Source organism: Bacteroidia bacterium, from assembly GCA_023228875.1.
In the GTDB taxonomy this organism is placed as follows: Bacteria; Bacteroidota; Bacteroidia; order NS11-12g; family UBA955; genus JALOAG01.
In genome coordinates, this window is sequence record JALOAG010000008.1 from 1 (window position 1) to 13,722 (window position 13,722).

Here is a 13,722-nt window from a genome sequence, read left to right on the forward strand (position 1 = left end):
ATTGGTCGAGTCCCTGATAGTCCATTCGTGCTGATAGGTACCTTTATACCAGAAAGTATCTTCTGGCACACTTTCAAGTTTCCATTTACCGCAATCACCCTCGATGAGTTTACGTTCTGCATAAGCTTTACGCTTTACTCTGACAGAATACCCACGAGAAGTTACAGCATTTCTCGGACACGCTTTGTCTCTGGCTGTGATAGTGAAAAGATACGGAGCCTCCCGACCATCCCCAACTTTGGTTTGCCAACATATTTCAACTTCCCTGACGGCAGTTAATACACCATTTTGGAAAGTAAAATAGGGTGTCCCGACTTTAAAAGAAGCACCGGGCAATCCATTATTCCATGATAAATCAATGGTGTCTTTCCAGGGTTGAGAACCACTACTCCCGGAGAATTCTTCATCTTCAGCGGTGAATTGCATGCAAATCTTATCTCCTTCACATACAGATTGACTCTGCATGTCATTCAAAAACGGAGGGTTGTTATTGCTGCAATTTACTACCCTGATTTGCATGTCGCGTTTGGTGTATCCGATATACAACCACTTTGAAGCGGTCGAATCTAAACGGAATTGTTCCATCTTGATACAAAGGATTCCTGATTCATCGCAATCAATAGGGCGAAAAGAAAGGTCACCTGTTTCAGGGTCAAAACAAATACCTTCTGTGGGTCTATTGGTATTGCCTACTCTACAATTGCAAGGTGCTGTTTTTTTACAAAAACCTGTCATTGGCCATGTAGTAGGATTAAACGGAGAGTTGTATTTTACGCTAACTCCTACTTGTTGTTGACACATAACAAGTGAAAAAGCTATAGAGTCACCATCTGCATCAATAACTCCATTGTTAAAGTAAAATTCTTGGTTACAACAAATAAAGCTGATTGGAGGGTTTTTTAATGAAGGACTGTCATCACATCCATTCTTGATTGAATTATCAATATTGCAAATGTCAATTTCTGCATCAGTTGTAAAGTCGTTCCAAGAACCACCGGTTGTAATATAATCACTCCTGCAACATTCGTTGAAAACAAATCTGAACCTACAACAACCGGCATCGCGCATTGTCTTTAATGTGCCTGAATTAAAATCTACTATTCCTGTAAATATATGTTCTTCTGTACCCTTGCCTGTGTATGCAGTATTAGGGGGCGAACAAGGACCTTTTACATCAGCACAATTAGGTGTTACATCTCTAATGGAAACTCCGTTTAGATTGAAAGAAGCAGTTCCGCTGCCACCTTTTGAACACTCAATTCTGATTGTTTTAGAACCGGATACTGAAATACCCATACAGTCCCTATAAAAGACTAATGAAACTTCATACTTATAATTACCTACACATTTCCACACCAAATCAGAGCCCATTACGTGGTCTGCTTTTGACCGCTGAAAAGTTAGGAGTGTAATGATGAGGGTGAGTCCCAAAAAGACTATCCTCTTAGTGATCAAGCGATGAAGGTGATAAATGATATTCATTAATTTGTTGGACTTGCAATCTCTATAAATAGACAACACATAGCCTGTCAATGTTGCCTTACAAACTAAAGTTATTTTCCTTGAAGTGCGTTGGTTTCTTTTGACTTTTTGTCGAATGTCTAAGTTTTATGGAAGTTCAAACAACTCATAAAAACAAAATTTTTAAATAAATATCGCTAATATTTGATTGATATAGTGCCACTTTGCACTTCACTTTACTTAAAATTGTTCCAGAGTTGTGCTTGCGGATAGGGTGCTCGTACTTTTACAACTTCTTCTTTTGTAGGATGGCTAAATTCAATAGAACGTGCATGCAGACATATTGATTTGTCAGGATTGGGTTTCTTTGCACCGTATTTTAAATCTCCGATGATGTAATTTCCATTCTTAAAAAGTTGTGCTCGGATTTGATGAAATCTCCCTGTTTCGAGTCTTATTTCTAACAAACTGTAAGTGTTAATATGACCTAAGAGTTTATAATGCAGAATAGCTGGTTTTGTGTTGCCCTTAGGAACATTACTTAAAATGGCTATATGTTTTACCCCATCTTTCCGATGATGGTGAGAGAGCGTGCCTTCTTCGCCATTGGGTATGCCATTGACAATAGCATGGTATATTTTTTTGATTTGCCTTTCCTTAAACATGACAGTAAGCCGGGTCAATGCCTTGCTTGTTTTTGCTAATACTACGATACCTGATACAGGTCTATCCAGTCTGTGGACTAATCCCAGAAAGACATTGCCGGGTTTTGAATCACGTTCTTTTATAAACTCTTTTACAATATCTAAGAGACATTCATCACCGGTTTTATCTGATTGAACAGGAACGCCTGAAGGCTTATTGAAAACAATAAGATGATTATCCTCATACAAGATTCGTTTCTTTATTTCTTTGAATTCCATAGGTTAAATAATGTTTACCTCCGGATGAATCTCTATTCCAAATTTGTCTTTTACGGACTGTTTAATTTGTAAGGCAAGAGCATAAATTTCATTGCCGTTTGCGCCTCCATAGTTAACCAGAACCAAAGGTTGGCGAATATGACTACCACAATTTCCAACTCTTTTTCCTTTCCATCCACATTGCTCAATTAGCCAAGCAGCAGGAACTTTAACGAGTTCGTCTTCAACCGGAAACCCTTTGATATCAGGATATTTGCTTTGAAGTTCGTTGAAATGCTGTTGGGTTATATAAGGATTTTTAAAAAAACTACCGGAATTTCCTAACTCACTAGGATTGGGAAGTTTTGATTTTCTAATGGTTATTACAGCATCACTGACTGCTTTTGTAGTGAGATTGTTTTGATTTACTCCCATTTCAGCTAAAACTTGCTGTATGTCCCCGTATTGTGTATTGAAATGAGGTTGCTTGTTAAGTTTAAGAGTTACTGAATAAATGAAGTATTGGTTTTTATGTGTGTTCTTAAAAATGCTTTCTCTATATCCGAATTTACATTGTTCTTTATTAAAATTCTCAATCTTTCCTGTTGCCAATTCAATCGCCTCAAGAGATTCAAACACATCTTTTAGTTCAACGCCATAAGCACCAATGTTTTGCATAGGAGCCGCACCAATCGTGCCTGGAATTAATGACATGTTTTCTATTCCTGACCAACCTTGTGTAATTGTCCAGAGTACTGATTCATGCCAGACTTCTCCTGATAAAAATTTCACCCATACATGTTCGTTGTCTTCATGTATGATTTCCTTTCCTTTTATCCGGTTAATTATGACTAATCCTAGAAAGTCTTTTGTAAACAAAACATTGCTCCCTCCACCCAGTATTAGTTTGGGTTGTTCTTGGAATGCAGGATTTTGCCATGCTGATAGAAATTCTTCTTTAGTTGAAACCTTTGTCAATGCCTTTGTGGTTACATCTATACCAAATGTTTGATAGGATTTCAGAGAAGCATTGAGTTCGGTTTTCATGTTAGCAAAGATGTATGTTATTTGTGTTTTTTTAATGATGAGTCGCGTTGTAATTGTTCAATTGCTTTGGCAATTCTTCGCATTCGGGTTTCTTGCTTTTTTGCACTTTCAATCCATTCTAAATATGCTGATTTATGAGAAGGCGGCAACATTTCAAAAAAGGCATTTGCTTCAGGTGAGAGTTGTAATTGCTCGTTTAAATCAGAAGGAATATTGATTGAATTCATTTTTGAATAATGTTACAGCTTTTAATAAACATTGCTGTTATATTACATTTAACCAAAACGATGTTCTGTTTTATACAGATCTTCTTTGCTAAGTGTCTTAAAATATTCAAATGTGCGTTTTAACCCTTCAGAACGGTGAATAGTAGGTTCCCAATTGAGTAGTTTCTTAGCTAATGTTATATCGGGTCTTCGTTGTTTAGGGTCATTTTCAGGGAGCGGTTTGTACACTATTTTGTTTTGTGCTCCTGTTAATGCAATAATTTCTTGAGCAAAATCATTAATCGTAATCTCATCAGGATTGCCAATGTTGACAGGAGAAGCGTAGTTACTCATTAAGAGTCTGTATATGCCTTCTACCAAGTCGCTAACATAACAGAAAGAGCGAGTCTGAGTGCCATCCCCAAAAGCAGTTAAATCTTCGCCTCTTAATGCTTGTCCGATAAAGGCGGGCAATACTCTGCCATCATTAAGCCTCATCCTTGGACCATAAGTGTTAAAAATACGGACAATACGTGTTTCAACTCCATGAAAAGTATGATATGCCATAGTGATTGCTTCTTGAAATCTCTTTGCTTCATCATACACTCCTCTTGGACCAACGGGATTAACATTTCCATAATAGTCTTCAGTCTGAGGATGTACCATCGGGTCGCCATATACTTCAGAAGTAGAGGCAACCAGAATACGTGCATTCTTTGCTTTTGCTAATCCAACAAGATTATGAGTGCCTAATGAGCCTACCTTAAGCGTCTGAATAGGAATTTTTAAATAGTCTATTGGACTTGCAGGTGAGGCAAAATGCAATATGTAATGAAGTTCTCCGGGCACATAAACGAATTTTGACACGTCATGATGATAGAATTCAAAGTTGGGTAATTTGAACAGATGTTCAATATTGCGTAAGTCGCCTGTAATTAAATTGTCCATGCCAATGACATGATAGTCTTCTTGGATAAAACGATCGCACAGATGTGAACCCAAAAAGCCGGCAGCTCCGGTGATTAATACTCTTTTACGATTCATTTTGATGCTTGATTTTTTGATACAACTTCGCGTCTTCCAATGGAGTAGTAGCTAAATCCAAGTTCTTCCATTTTGTCAACATCAAACACATTGCGACCATCAAAAATAAGATGTCTGTTGAGTGAGGACTTAATTTTGTCAAAATCAGGATTCCTAAATTCTGACCATTCCGTTGCAATTACTAACACATCTGCATTTGTCAATGCTTCATACATGTTAGATGCAAATTTTATTTTGTCTCCTGCAATGCGTTGTACATTAGCCATAGCTTCAGGATCAAAAGCAGCAACTTGTGCATTGCGCTGTAAGAATTGCTCAATTAATACTAAAGCAGGAGCTTCGCGTATGTCGTCAGTATTGGGTTTGAATGCAAGACCCCAGAGTGCTATTTTGAGTCCTGACCAATCACGTCCAAGAACTGCATCCATTTTGGGTAATAAAATCTTTTTCTGTATTGCATTTACTTCTTCAACTGCATTTAAAATTTTGAAGTCATAATGAATCTCTTTGGAAGATTTAATAAGTGCTTTTACGTCTTTTGGGAAGCAGCTGCCGCCATAGCCTATACCGGGGAATAAGAAACGTTTCCCGATACGACTGTCAGAGCCCATTCCTATACGAACCATATCAACATCCGCTCCCAGTAAGTCGCACAGTCGGGAAATTTCATTCATAAAAGAAATTTTTGTAGCTAAAAAGGAATTGGCTGCATATTTGGTGAGCTCTGCAGATTTTTCATCCATATAAATAATGGGGTTTCCTTGTCTTACAAATGGAGCATAAAGCTCTCCCATAACTTTTCGTGCCCGTTCGCTGCTAACGCCAATCACCACACGATCCGGTTTCATAAAGTCATCTACCGCCACTCCTTCGCGCAGAAACTCGGGATTACTTACTATGTCAAATTCAACTTTTGCGTTCTTAGCAACAGCAGCCCTTACTTTTTCGGCAGTGCCAACAGGAACAGTACTTTTATCAACGATGACTTTGTAATTGGTGATTATTTTTCCTAATTGTTCTGCAACTCCCAGAACGTATGAGAGGTCTGCAGAACCGTCTTCGCCAGGAGGTGTTGGCAATGCAAGGAAAATTACTTCTGCTTTGTTTATTGCATAACCTAAGTCTGTGGTAAAATGGAGACGACCATCTTTTAAGTTTCGTTGAAATAATAACTCCAATCCGGGTTCATAAATGGTAATCTTGCCATTTTTAAGACTGGTAACTTTATTTTCATCAATATCTACACATATTACATTGTTGCCTGATTCTGCAAAACAGGTGCCTGAAACAAGCCCAACGTATCCTGTACCTACTACTGCTATTTCCATTCGAGTTGAATTTTAGCCTGCAAAAGTAACTTTGTCAGAATGATTATACAAATGATGATTTGTTGCTTTTTGAATGGTTGAAAAGTTTATTATTTTTTTATCCGAATTATTTTGCGTTTTGTGGAAGAAATTTATTTTTGCAATGATAATTTAGAGTGGTTCTGTTTCAATCTTGTTCTTGTTTTCAGTGAGCATATCTTCAAAAATACGCAGAATGTCTTATTGTGAAACAAGCCGGATGATTGCACTTTTGCCACTTTAAACTAAAAAACCAATTTATAAATATAAAATGAAAAAGAAACTATTAATGCTTGTATTTGCTTTTATTGCAATGTCAACCGCTGTGAAAGCTCAAGTAACTTTTACTTGTTACTATCGTGAGTATTGCGACTGGAACTCTTATTCCTCAAAATTCGAGAATTGTAAGGGCTATGAGGAATCTTCGATGTTTGTGATGAACGAAAAAGAAACGATGTTTACACACACTATCGAGAGTATGAAATCTACTTATTACGTGGATAGTAAAGAGTATGACTCTAAAAATGATGTTTATACCTATGAAGTAACCAGCGATGTAGGTAATAAATATTATTATGTTTTTGACCCAAAGAACAAAGAAATTAGAGCTTTGTATGTAAAGGACGGTGAAACTGTGATGATCCGTTTTTATGTTAAAGCAATGTTCTAATCTAATTAGCAACAAAATATTTTGAAAAGACAGCATGTGTACTCATGCTGTCTTTTTTTATGTTCTCTCATTGATTCCGTATGATGTATTTTGATGTTTATTTGCAACAGTAGATTTTCAATTATTAGCACTTGAAACAACTTGTTGTACATACTAAATTCATTGCTCCAAGGCTACATTATATTGTTGTGCAGTTGTTTGAAAAATGGTATGGACTTAAAGTTGATTTTATTGAGAGCCAAAACATAGCCCCTGATGAATATGCGCTCTATAATCATGAAGGGTTACTGCTGTGCAGCAATAAAAGTAAAATACTATTTTCAACTGAAATTCAACATCATGTTGAATTTGACTGGACAAGAATCAGAAAATTTGACTTTAATGTGGATTGGTTAGGTGCTGCTTTTTTTCTGCTCTCTCGAATGGAAGAATATTATACCCCTAAAGATGCTCACGGACGTTTTCGATATAATAACAGTGTTGCATTTCAAGAAGGATTCCTTCGAGAACCGTTAGTAGATAAAGTGGTATTCCAATTTGTTAAACAATATTTTCCTGAGAAAATTTCTTATTTCAATAAACTTCAGATTATCCCAACGCTTGATATTGATATGACACATGCATTCTTAGGTCGAAATGTTTTCAGGCAATGTGGTGCGATTGTGAAAGATTGGCTTAATGGAACGGTCAAAGAGAGAATGAATGTTTTACAAGAAAAGGAGGAAGATCCCTACAATAATTTTGATTATCAACTTGAGGTATTAGAACGTAACCGATTGCAAGCACAGTATTTTTTTCAAGTGGGCAGATATGGTAAATTTGATAAAAATATTTCTCCTTCCCATCCTCTCTTTATAGAAGTGCTCAACCGGGTTAAGGACTGTAAAATCGGGCTGCATCCTTCTTATAATACTATGATAACCCCGAAGCTTTTGGCACAAGAGAAAGCAATTTTGGAAAAACTTATTCCGCATCCGGTAACTGTTTCACGTCAACATTTTTTAAGATTCTCTTTGCCGGACACTTATCGTTCATTGATAAATATAGGCATAAAAGAGGAGCACAGTATGGGCTTTTCAGAAATAACCGGATTTAGAGCAGGAACAAGCAGGTCTTTTTTATGGTTTGATTTAGGAAGCAATAGTGTAAGCAATTTGTTGATTCAACCTTTTGCAGTGATGGACGTTGCGTTGGAGTATTTTCAGCATTATTCGGTTGAACAAGCCATACTTGAGATTAGAACAATCAAGGAAGAATTGCGAATACTCAATGGTACATTTGCTTTCTGTTTTCATAATGAGTCTTTGAGTGAACGCAATCAGTGGAAAGGGTGGCGAGTCGTTTTTGAAGAGGCATGTAAGCAAAATAAATGAAAATTCGCTTTATCAAATATCGCAAAATTGACCGTGTGAAATGGGATGCACTCATCAGACAAAGTCCTCAGGCTTTGTTTTATGGTCTCAGTATTGTGTATGATACGATGTGTAAGCGATGGGGCGCATTGGTCTTAGGGGATTATGAAGCAGTGATGCCTCTGCCGTATAGGCGCAAGTTTGAAATGTTGCCCTATATATATCAACCTTACTTTGTCCAACAAAGTGGCGTTTTTGCAAAAAGTGAAATCAGTAGGGAATTGCTTGAAAAATTTATCAAAAGAATTCCTAAAAGGTTTGTCAGAGTAAATTATCACTTGAACTATGGCAATAGCCTTGAGGGTACAAATAAAGATTGGATTATTACCCAACGAAAAAGTTATCAAATTGATTTAAGTAGTGGATATGAAGTTATTAGAAGTCATTATAGCAAGGATTGTATTAAGAATTTGAAGAAGATTGATAACCCTGAAATTATTGTTACAGACGATATCCAAATAGAGCAAGTAATTTCTACATACAAAGAAGCTTATGGGCAGTTAAATGAAAAAATTTCTGATAATAAATATGAACGTTTTGCACTGTTAGTCGGGTTGTTAGAAAAACTCCAAAAGGTGGAAAAACTTGCCATTTATCATCAACAGACATTACTTGCGTGTGGTATATTTGTGAAAGCTTTCGGAAGGATTCATTATTGTTTAGGTGCGCCAACAAAAGAGGGAAGAGCATGGAGCGCTACGCATTTGTTGATAGATGCTATGATTAGAAAATACGCTTCTCAAAATTTCTATTTTGACTTTGAAGGGTCTGAGATTCCGAATGTGGCTGCATTTTATAAAAAATTTGGTCCTGAAGAAAATCACTTTACTATGATAGAGAAGGGAATAGTCTGATTTTATTCCATCTGTACTTCTAAAATGCCAAATTTATTGTTTATCAATTTTGCTTTCATGTTTTGAGGAACAGAATCAAGCAGCATAGGTTGCAACATAAAGATCTTGTCGCCCTTCTCCCATTGGTTCGCACGTTTTCTTGTTACTGTCTGCCCTTGTTCTCGTTTGAGTTTTTCAATGTAAAATAAGGGAGTTGCGTAATATTTAAAGCCGGTCGCCCAAGCATAGCCTGAGAAATCACGTCCTTCTTGTATCCCCGAATTGACTAATTCTCCAAAATGATTTGACTCAATACAATATTCGCAAGTGGGAATGGGGGTGTTCATAATTCTGATGATTTTAACACTTGATATTACCACAATGAATACCAAGGCTAATGTTACATATTTCTTATTGCGATAAGGAAATCTGCGTGAAGTATAATGTCTGGAAATGCCCGCAAACAATAAGCCTAAGGTAAATGCAATCAGAGGAAACATTGGAAAGTCATACCATTCAATCTTTGTTTTAGCAGTACTGATAAAGAATAACCAACAGATTGTAAGTAATGAGAAGTACAAAATGGGTTTAGAAAAAATTCTGTCTGTACGCAATTTATAAACCCAAAACAAGAGCCCTAAAGGATATAGAAGAATCCAAGGTGAAGCGCGGTTGGAAAATAATGCCGAAATATAGTAATTCCATTCTCCCCTGTGCCCTTCTACTACCTTGCCAAATCGGCCCCCGAGTTCATTGTCATAAACTGCAAGTAAATAGCCGGGGTTGTGAATGTTTCTGTACAAATAATAGAGCAAAATTGTTGATGCGCTCACCAAAATAGTTGCCCAAAAGCGTTGTGAAGATAGAATCCTCAATAATTTACCTTCTAATGCTAAATATATAGCCAATCCGGGTGCAAACATGAGTCCGGCCACACCTTTACTTAGTACGGTAAGCACCAGAAACAACCCAAACCAATGAAGGTATTTTTGATTGTTTGATTCAACATAAAGAAAAAATGCAATGAGGTAAGCCGTTGAAAATAATGCTAAGAATCCTTCAAAGTCCCCTGTGCGAACGCCATGATAGCCATTATAACCACTAAAAGACAGTAAGACAAATACCGCAACAATTCCACCCAAAACACTTTTGAATTGAGAAACAAAAAAATGGAAAATGAATAAACAAAGTATTACTGCTGACAATGCTGTGGGTAGCCTAAGCGCAAATTCATTAATGCCAAATATTCGCATGGAGAGTGCTTGTGTTGCTGCCAACAATGAAGGCTTGGTGTTCCACAAATCAACTTCCCCCTCAAAAGTAGTAATTAAAGGGTTGCCGTGGTCGCTCATTTCAATTGCGTTTATGGCTTGTCTGCTCTCATCCCAGCAGGCTAATGGACTTGAACCTAAGTTGTAGAAAACAGAAAATGAAGCAGCCAAAAGAACAATGAAATAAGAGACAGAAAGTGCAAAAGTAGTCTTCATTTTATTCACAGCAATATTATGAAGTTTATGCTGAAATAAGCATTGGTTCTATGTCAATCATTCTTAATAAAGATTAACTTTGCCACCCTTAGAACAAGCAAATAATATGTCAGATAGTAAATTACAGCAGGATGCGTTGAATTATCATTCAGAAGGTCGTCCCGGAAAAATTGAAGTTATACCGACAAAACCATATTCTACAAAGAGAGACCTAAGTTTGGCATATTCACCTGGTGTTGCCGAACCTTGTATAAGAATAGCAGAAAATACGGAAGATGTATATAAATACACAGCCAAGGGTAACTTAGTTGCTGTGATTTCAAACGGAACTGCTGTTTTGGGTTTAGGTAATATTGGTGCAGAAGCATCTAAACCGGTGATGGAAGGAAAGGGGCTTCTCTTTAAAATTTTTGCAGATATTGATGTGTTCGATATTGAACTGAACGTAAATTCTATAGATGAATTTGTTAACTGTGTCAAAGCTATGGAGCCAACGTTTGGTGGAATCAATCTGGAAGATATTAAATCGCCCGAATGTTTTGAAATTGAACGCAGACTACGCAAAGAACTCAATATTCCAATAATGCATGATGATCAGCACGGGACTGCAATAATCTCAGGCGCAGGCTTGCTTAATGCACTTAAGATTGTAAATAAGGATATTGACAAAGTCAGAATGGTAGTAAATGGTGCGGGTGCATCTGCTATTTCTTGTTCTAAATTGTTTGTGTCTTTAGGTGTTAACAAAGAAAATTTGATTATGTTGGACAGCAAAGGCGTAATACGAAAAGATAGATCAGACTTGGATGAAAACAAACTCTACTTTGCAACCGATCAAAACTTTAATCATCTCGAAGATGCATTGGTAGGTGCAGATGTTTTTGTTGGATTATCCAAGGGCAATATTCTGACTCCTGAAATGGTGCTGAGTATGGCTAAAGACCCGATTGTTTTTGCATTGGCAAATCCTGAACCGGAAATAGACTATGAACTTGCCGTCAACACCCGTGCAGATATTGTAATGGCAACAGGTAGGAGCGATTATCCTAATCAAGTAAATAATGTTTTGGGTTTTCCTTTTATCTTTAGAGGTGCACTCGATGTTAGAGCTACAGAAATCAATGAAGAAATGAAGTTGGCTGCTGTTCGTGCATTAGCAGCACTCACTTTAGAGCCTGTGCCGGAGGCTGTAAGTATTGCTTATAAACAAGAGGGGCTGTCTTTTGGACGTAATTACATCATTCCCAAACCGTTGGATCCGCGATTGATTGAAGTGGTAGCACCCGCTGTTGCACAAGCAGCAATGGATAGTGGGGTTGCTAAACGACCTATTACCAACATGGAAAGGTATAAACAAGAGTTGAGAGATAGATTAGGCTTGGATAATAAGTTTATGAGAAGAGTAAACTCTATGGCACGTAAGAACCCTAAAACTGTTGTTTTTGTTGAAGCAGATAACTTTAAAATATTGAAAGCTGCTCAAATCAGCTTGGAAGAAGGAATTGCGCGCCCAATTTTATTAGGCGATAAAGTAAAGATTAATTCACTTATTGAAGAATATAAATTAGACTTACAAGGGGTGCAAATGATAGACCCTTGGGAAGAAAGTGCAAAGCGTAGTCAATATGGTGAAATTCTATATGCAAAACGTCAACGTAAAGGACTGACGCTCAATGAAGCTAAGAAGTTAATGAAAGATCGTAATTACTATGGAATGATGATGTTGGAAACAGGCGCAGCCGATGCGGTAATCTCCGGTTTGACAAAAAATTATTCTAATACCATACGTCCGGCATTGCAAGTAATAGGTAAGGAGGAAGGTTATTCGCAGGTTTCTGGCATGTATATTATGATGACCAAGAAAGGACCGTTCTTCTTTGCAGATACAACAGTCAATATCAATCCAAACTGGGAAGAACTTGTTGAGATTACAAGGCAAGTGCATAAGAAGGTGCTTGATTTTGGAATAGAGCCAAAGATTGCAATGCTCTCTTATTCAAACTTCGGTTCTTCTAATGGCGAAATACCAAGTAAAATGCAAAAGGCAGTCGCTTATCTACATAAAAATCACCCTGAAATAAACGTAGATGGCGAAATGCAAGCAACATTCGCGCTCAACCGTGAATTGCTGTCAGAAAACTTTCCTTTTAGCACATTGGCAAATAAAGAAGTAAATACCTTTATTTTCCCTGAACTGGCTTCAGGCAATATAGCTTATAATTTTGCCAAAAGCTTTGGAAAGGCTGAAACAATGGGACCAATTTTAATGGGACTTAAAAGGTCTGTACATATTCTGCAGTTAGCAAGTAGTGTTCGAGAAATTGTGAACATGGTAGCTGTTGCTGTTATTGATGCACAAGGCAAAAGCGGTGCAACTTCGCAAGTTGTTTCTCGTAGTGCCGGAGAATAAGCCTACTACGTTCGGGTTTGGCAAAGGATATGATTTTTAAAACAAATGTTGATGTGGAGCACTAAATCTCCATTATTGCAACACCGGTGTAGCTGTTGTAACAATCTCCTCTAAAATCCTGATCAACCAAGCTTTTAGTTAAAAAATGACTTCAAAAGATGCCGTGATTGGAGAGGAGGGAGATAGTGTGGGGGTAAAGAAAGAAATAAAAAATCGTTATTCATCGTTTTTACCTCTTTTTACCACCTTTACAGCCTGCATTCTTGATGTAACGTGTAACTTGCTGTATATTTTAGTAACGTTATTTCTAACAGTATTCGGGCTTAAACCCAATTCCTGTGCTATTTCTTTATATTCCAATCCGTCCACCAATAACGTTAAAATATCTTTTTCCCTTTCAGTAAGGTTGTATTCGTTTTCCTGTTCGGATTTTACTTCTTTGTTGAATTTATGTTCCGTATTCGTGAGCAAATTCAAAACTTTTCTTGCAATGCTTGGCGATAATGGCGCACTTTCGCCATTCATTAAACTGTCAATCGCTTCTTTAATTTTTTCAACAGGTTCGTCTTTCAGCAAATAACCGTCTGCGCCTGCTTTTATGGCGTTGAATATTTTTTCGTCCTCGTCAAAAATCGTCAGCATCAGGTAACGTGTTTTCGGGAAACGTAATTTGCCCTCTGCCACAGCTTCAATGCCGTTCATTATTGGCATATCAATATCCATTAACACCACATCAGGCTCAATGGCGTTTCTTGCTTCCCGCATTTCTTTCAGAAAATCTTTTCCGTTTTCAGCAGTAAACAGTACTTCATAATTGGGGACATTATTGAGTTTATCCTTTAATGTAAGACAAATATTTTTTTTATCATCAACGATAGCAATGTAAATCATCTTTTCAATTTTC

At 37.2% G+C, this 13,722-nt stretch carries 12 protein-coding genes; 4 read left to right on the forward strand and 8 right to left on the reverse strand.

Features of this window, described 5'->3' with window-relative positions; all coding sequences use genetic code 11:
• The 6 genes from M0R38_08745 to M0R38_08770 form a co-directional block, all read right to left on the reverse strand.
• Window positions 1–1,431: hypothetical protein (locus M0R38_08745; protein MCK9481830.1), on the reverse strand; the 1,431-nt coding region annotated here is incomplete at its 3' end.
• Window positions 1,432–1,697: 266 nt separating this feature from the next.
• A complete protein-coding gene (locus M0R38_08750; GenBank protein ID MCK9481831.1) occupies window positions 1,698–2,384 on the reverse strand; it encodes an RluA family pseudouridine synthase in 687 nt (228 codons plus the stop codon).
• Window positions 2,385–2,387: 3 nt separating this feature from the next.
• Window positions 2,388–3,410, reverse strand: coding sequence for a UDP-N-acetylmuramate dehydrogenase (gene murB, locus M0R38_08755; protein MCK9481832.1), 1,023 nt, complete (start codon window positions 3,408–3,410; stop codon window positions 2,388–2,390).
• A 17-nt stretch (window positions 3,411–3,427) separates the two neighbouring features.
• The gene (locus M0R38_08760; protein ID MCK9481833.1) at window positions 3,428–3,637 is read right to left on the reverse strand and encodes a YdeI/OmpD-associated family protein; all 210 of its coding nucleotides are present in this window, start codon (window positions 3,635–3,637) and stop codon (window positions 3,428–3,430) included.
• 48 nt (window positions 3,638–3,685) lie between these two features.
• Window positions 3,686–4,660 (reverse strand): SDR family oxidoreductase, encoded by a 975-nt coding sequence (locus M0R38_08765; protein ID MCK9481834.1) that lies wholly within the window; start codon window positions 4,658–4,660, stop codon window positions 3,686–3,688.
• Entirely contained in the window at window positions 4,657–5,988 is a 1,332-nt protein-coding gene (locus tag M0R38_08770; GenBank protein MCK9481835.1) for a UDP-glucose/GDP-mannose dehydrogenase family protein, read from the reverse strand. Before M0R38_08770 ends, M0R38_08765 begins: the two co-directional genes overlap by 4 nt.
• Before the next feature lie 289 nt (window positions 5,989–6,277).
• Between M0R38_08770 and M0R38_08775 the strand changes: the two genes are divergently transcribed.
• The 3 genes from M0R38_08775 (at window position 6,278) to M0R38_08785 (ending at window position 8,942) form a co-directional block, all read left to right on the forward strand.
• Window positions 6,278–6,676: a hypothetical protein gene (locus M0R38_08775; GenBank protein MCK9481836.1), complete on the forward strand. Its 399-nt coding sequence runs from the start codon at window positions 6,278–6,280 to the stop codon at window positions 6,674–6,676.
• 131 nt (window positions 6,677–6,807) lie between these two features.
• A complete protein-coding gene (locus tag M0R38_08780) occupies window positions 6,808–8,049 on the forward strand; it encodes a polysaccharide deacetylase family protein (GenBank protein ID MCK9481837.1) in 1,242 nt (413 codons plus the stop codon).
• On the forward strand, window positions 8,046–8,942 hold the full coding sequence (locus M0R38_08785) for a GNAT family N-acetyltransferase (protein MCK9481838.1): 897 nt from the start codon (window positions 8,046–8,048) through the stop codon (window positions 8,940–8,942). The genes M0R38_08780 and M0R38_08785 overlap by 4 nt, the downstream gene beginning before the upstream one ends.
• A 2-nt stretch (window positions 8,943–8,944) precedes the next feature.
• Here the strand turns inward: M0R38_08785 and M0R38_08790 are convergent, their stop codons facing one another.
• Window positions 8,945–10,408, reverse strand: coding sequence for a glycosyltransferase family 39 protein (locus M0R38_08790; protein ID MCK9481839.1), 1,464 nt, complete (start codon window positions 10,406–10,408; stop codon window positions 8,945–8,947).
• A gap of 106 nt (window positions 10,409–10,514) precedes the next feature.
• Between M0R38_08790 and M0R38_08795 the strand changes: the two genes are divergently transcribed.
• Complete coding sequence (locus M0R38_08795; protein ID MCK9481840.1) at window positions 10,515–12,818, forward strand: NADP-dependent malic enzyme; 2,304 nt, start codon at window positions 10,515–10,517, stop codon at window positions 12,816–12,818.
• A gap of 216 nt (window positions 12,819–13,034) precedes the next feature.
• On the opposite strand, the gene M0R38_08800 is transcribed toward M0R38_08795, so the two are convergent.
• Complete coding sequence (locus tag M0R38_08800) at window positions 13,035–13,709, reverse strand: response regulator transcription factor (protein MCK9481841.1); 675 nt, start codon at window positions 13,707–13,709, stop codon at window positions 13,035–13,037.
• Window positions 13,710–13,722 lie beyond the last annotated feature (13 nt).

Coding starts and splice junctions, on each gene's coding strand:
- M0R38_08775 (MCK9481836.1), top strand. CDS start 6,278: ATGAAAAAGAAACTATTAATGCTTGTATTTGCTTTTATTGCAATGTCA.
- M0R38_08785 (MCK9481838.1), top strand. CDS start 8,046: ATGAAAATTCGCTTTATCAAATATCGCAAAATTGACCGTGTGAAATGG.
- M0R38_08800 (MCK9481841.1), bottom strand. CDS start 13,709: ATGATTTACATTGCTATCGTTGATGATAAAAAAAATATTTGTCTTACA.
- M0R38_08760 (MCK9481833.1), bottom strand. CDS start 3,637: ATGAATTCAATCAATATTCCTTCTGATTTAAACGAGCAATTACAACTC.
- M0R38_08790 (MCK9481839.1), bottom strand. CDS start 10,408: ATGAAGACTACTTTTGCACTTTCTGTCTCTTATTTCATTGTTCTTTTG.
- M0R38_08765 (MCK9481834.1), bottom strand. CDS start 4,660: ATGAATCGTAAAAGAGTATTAATCACCGGAGCTGCCGGCTTTTTGGGT.
- M0R38_08795 (MCK9481840.1), top strand. CDS start 10,515: ATGTCAGATAGTAAATTACAGCAGGATGCGTTGAATTATCATTCAGAA.
- M0R38_08770 (MCK9481835.1), bottom strand. CDS start 5,988: ATGGAAATAGCAGTAGTAGGTACAGGATACGTTGGGCTTGTTTCAGGC.
- murB (MCK9481832.1), bottom strand. CDS start 3,410: ATGAAAACCGAACTCAATGCTTCTCTGAAATCCTATCAAACATTTGGT.
- M0R38_08750 (MCK9481831.1), bottom strand. CDS start 2,384: ATGGAATTCAAAGAAATAAAGAAACGAATCTTGTATGAGGATAATCAT.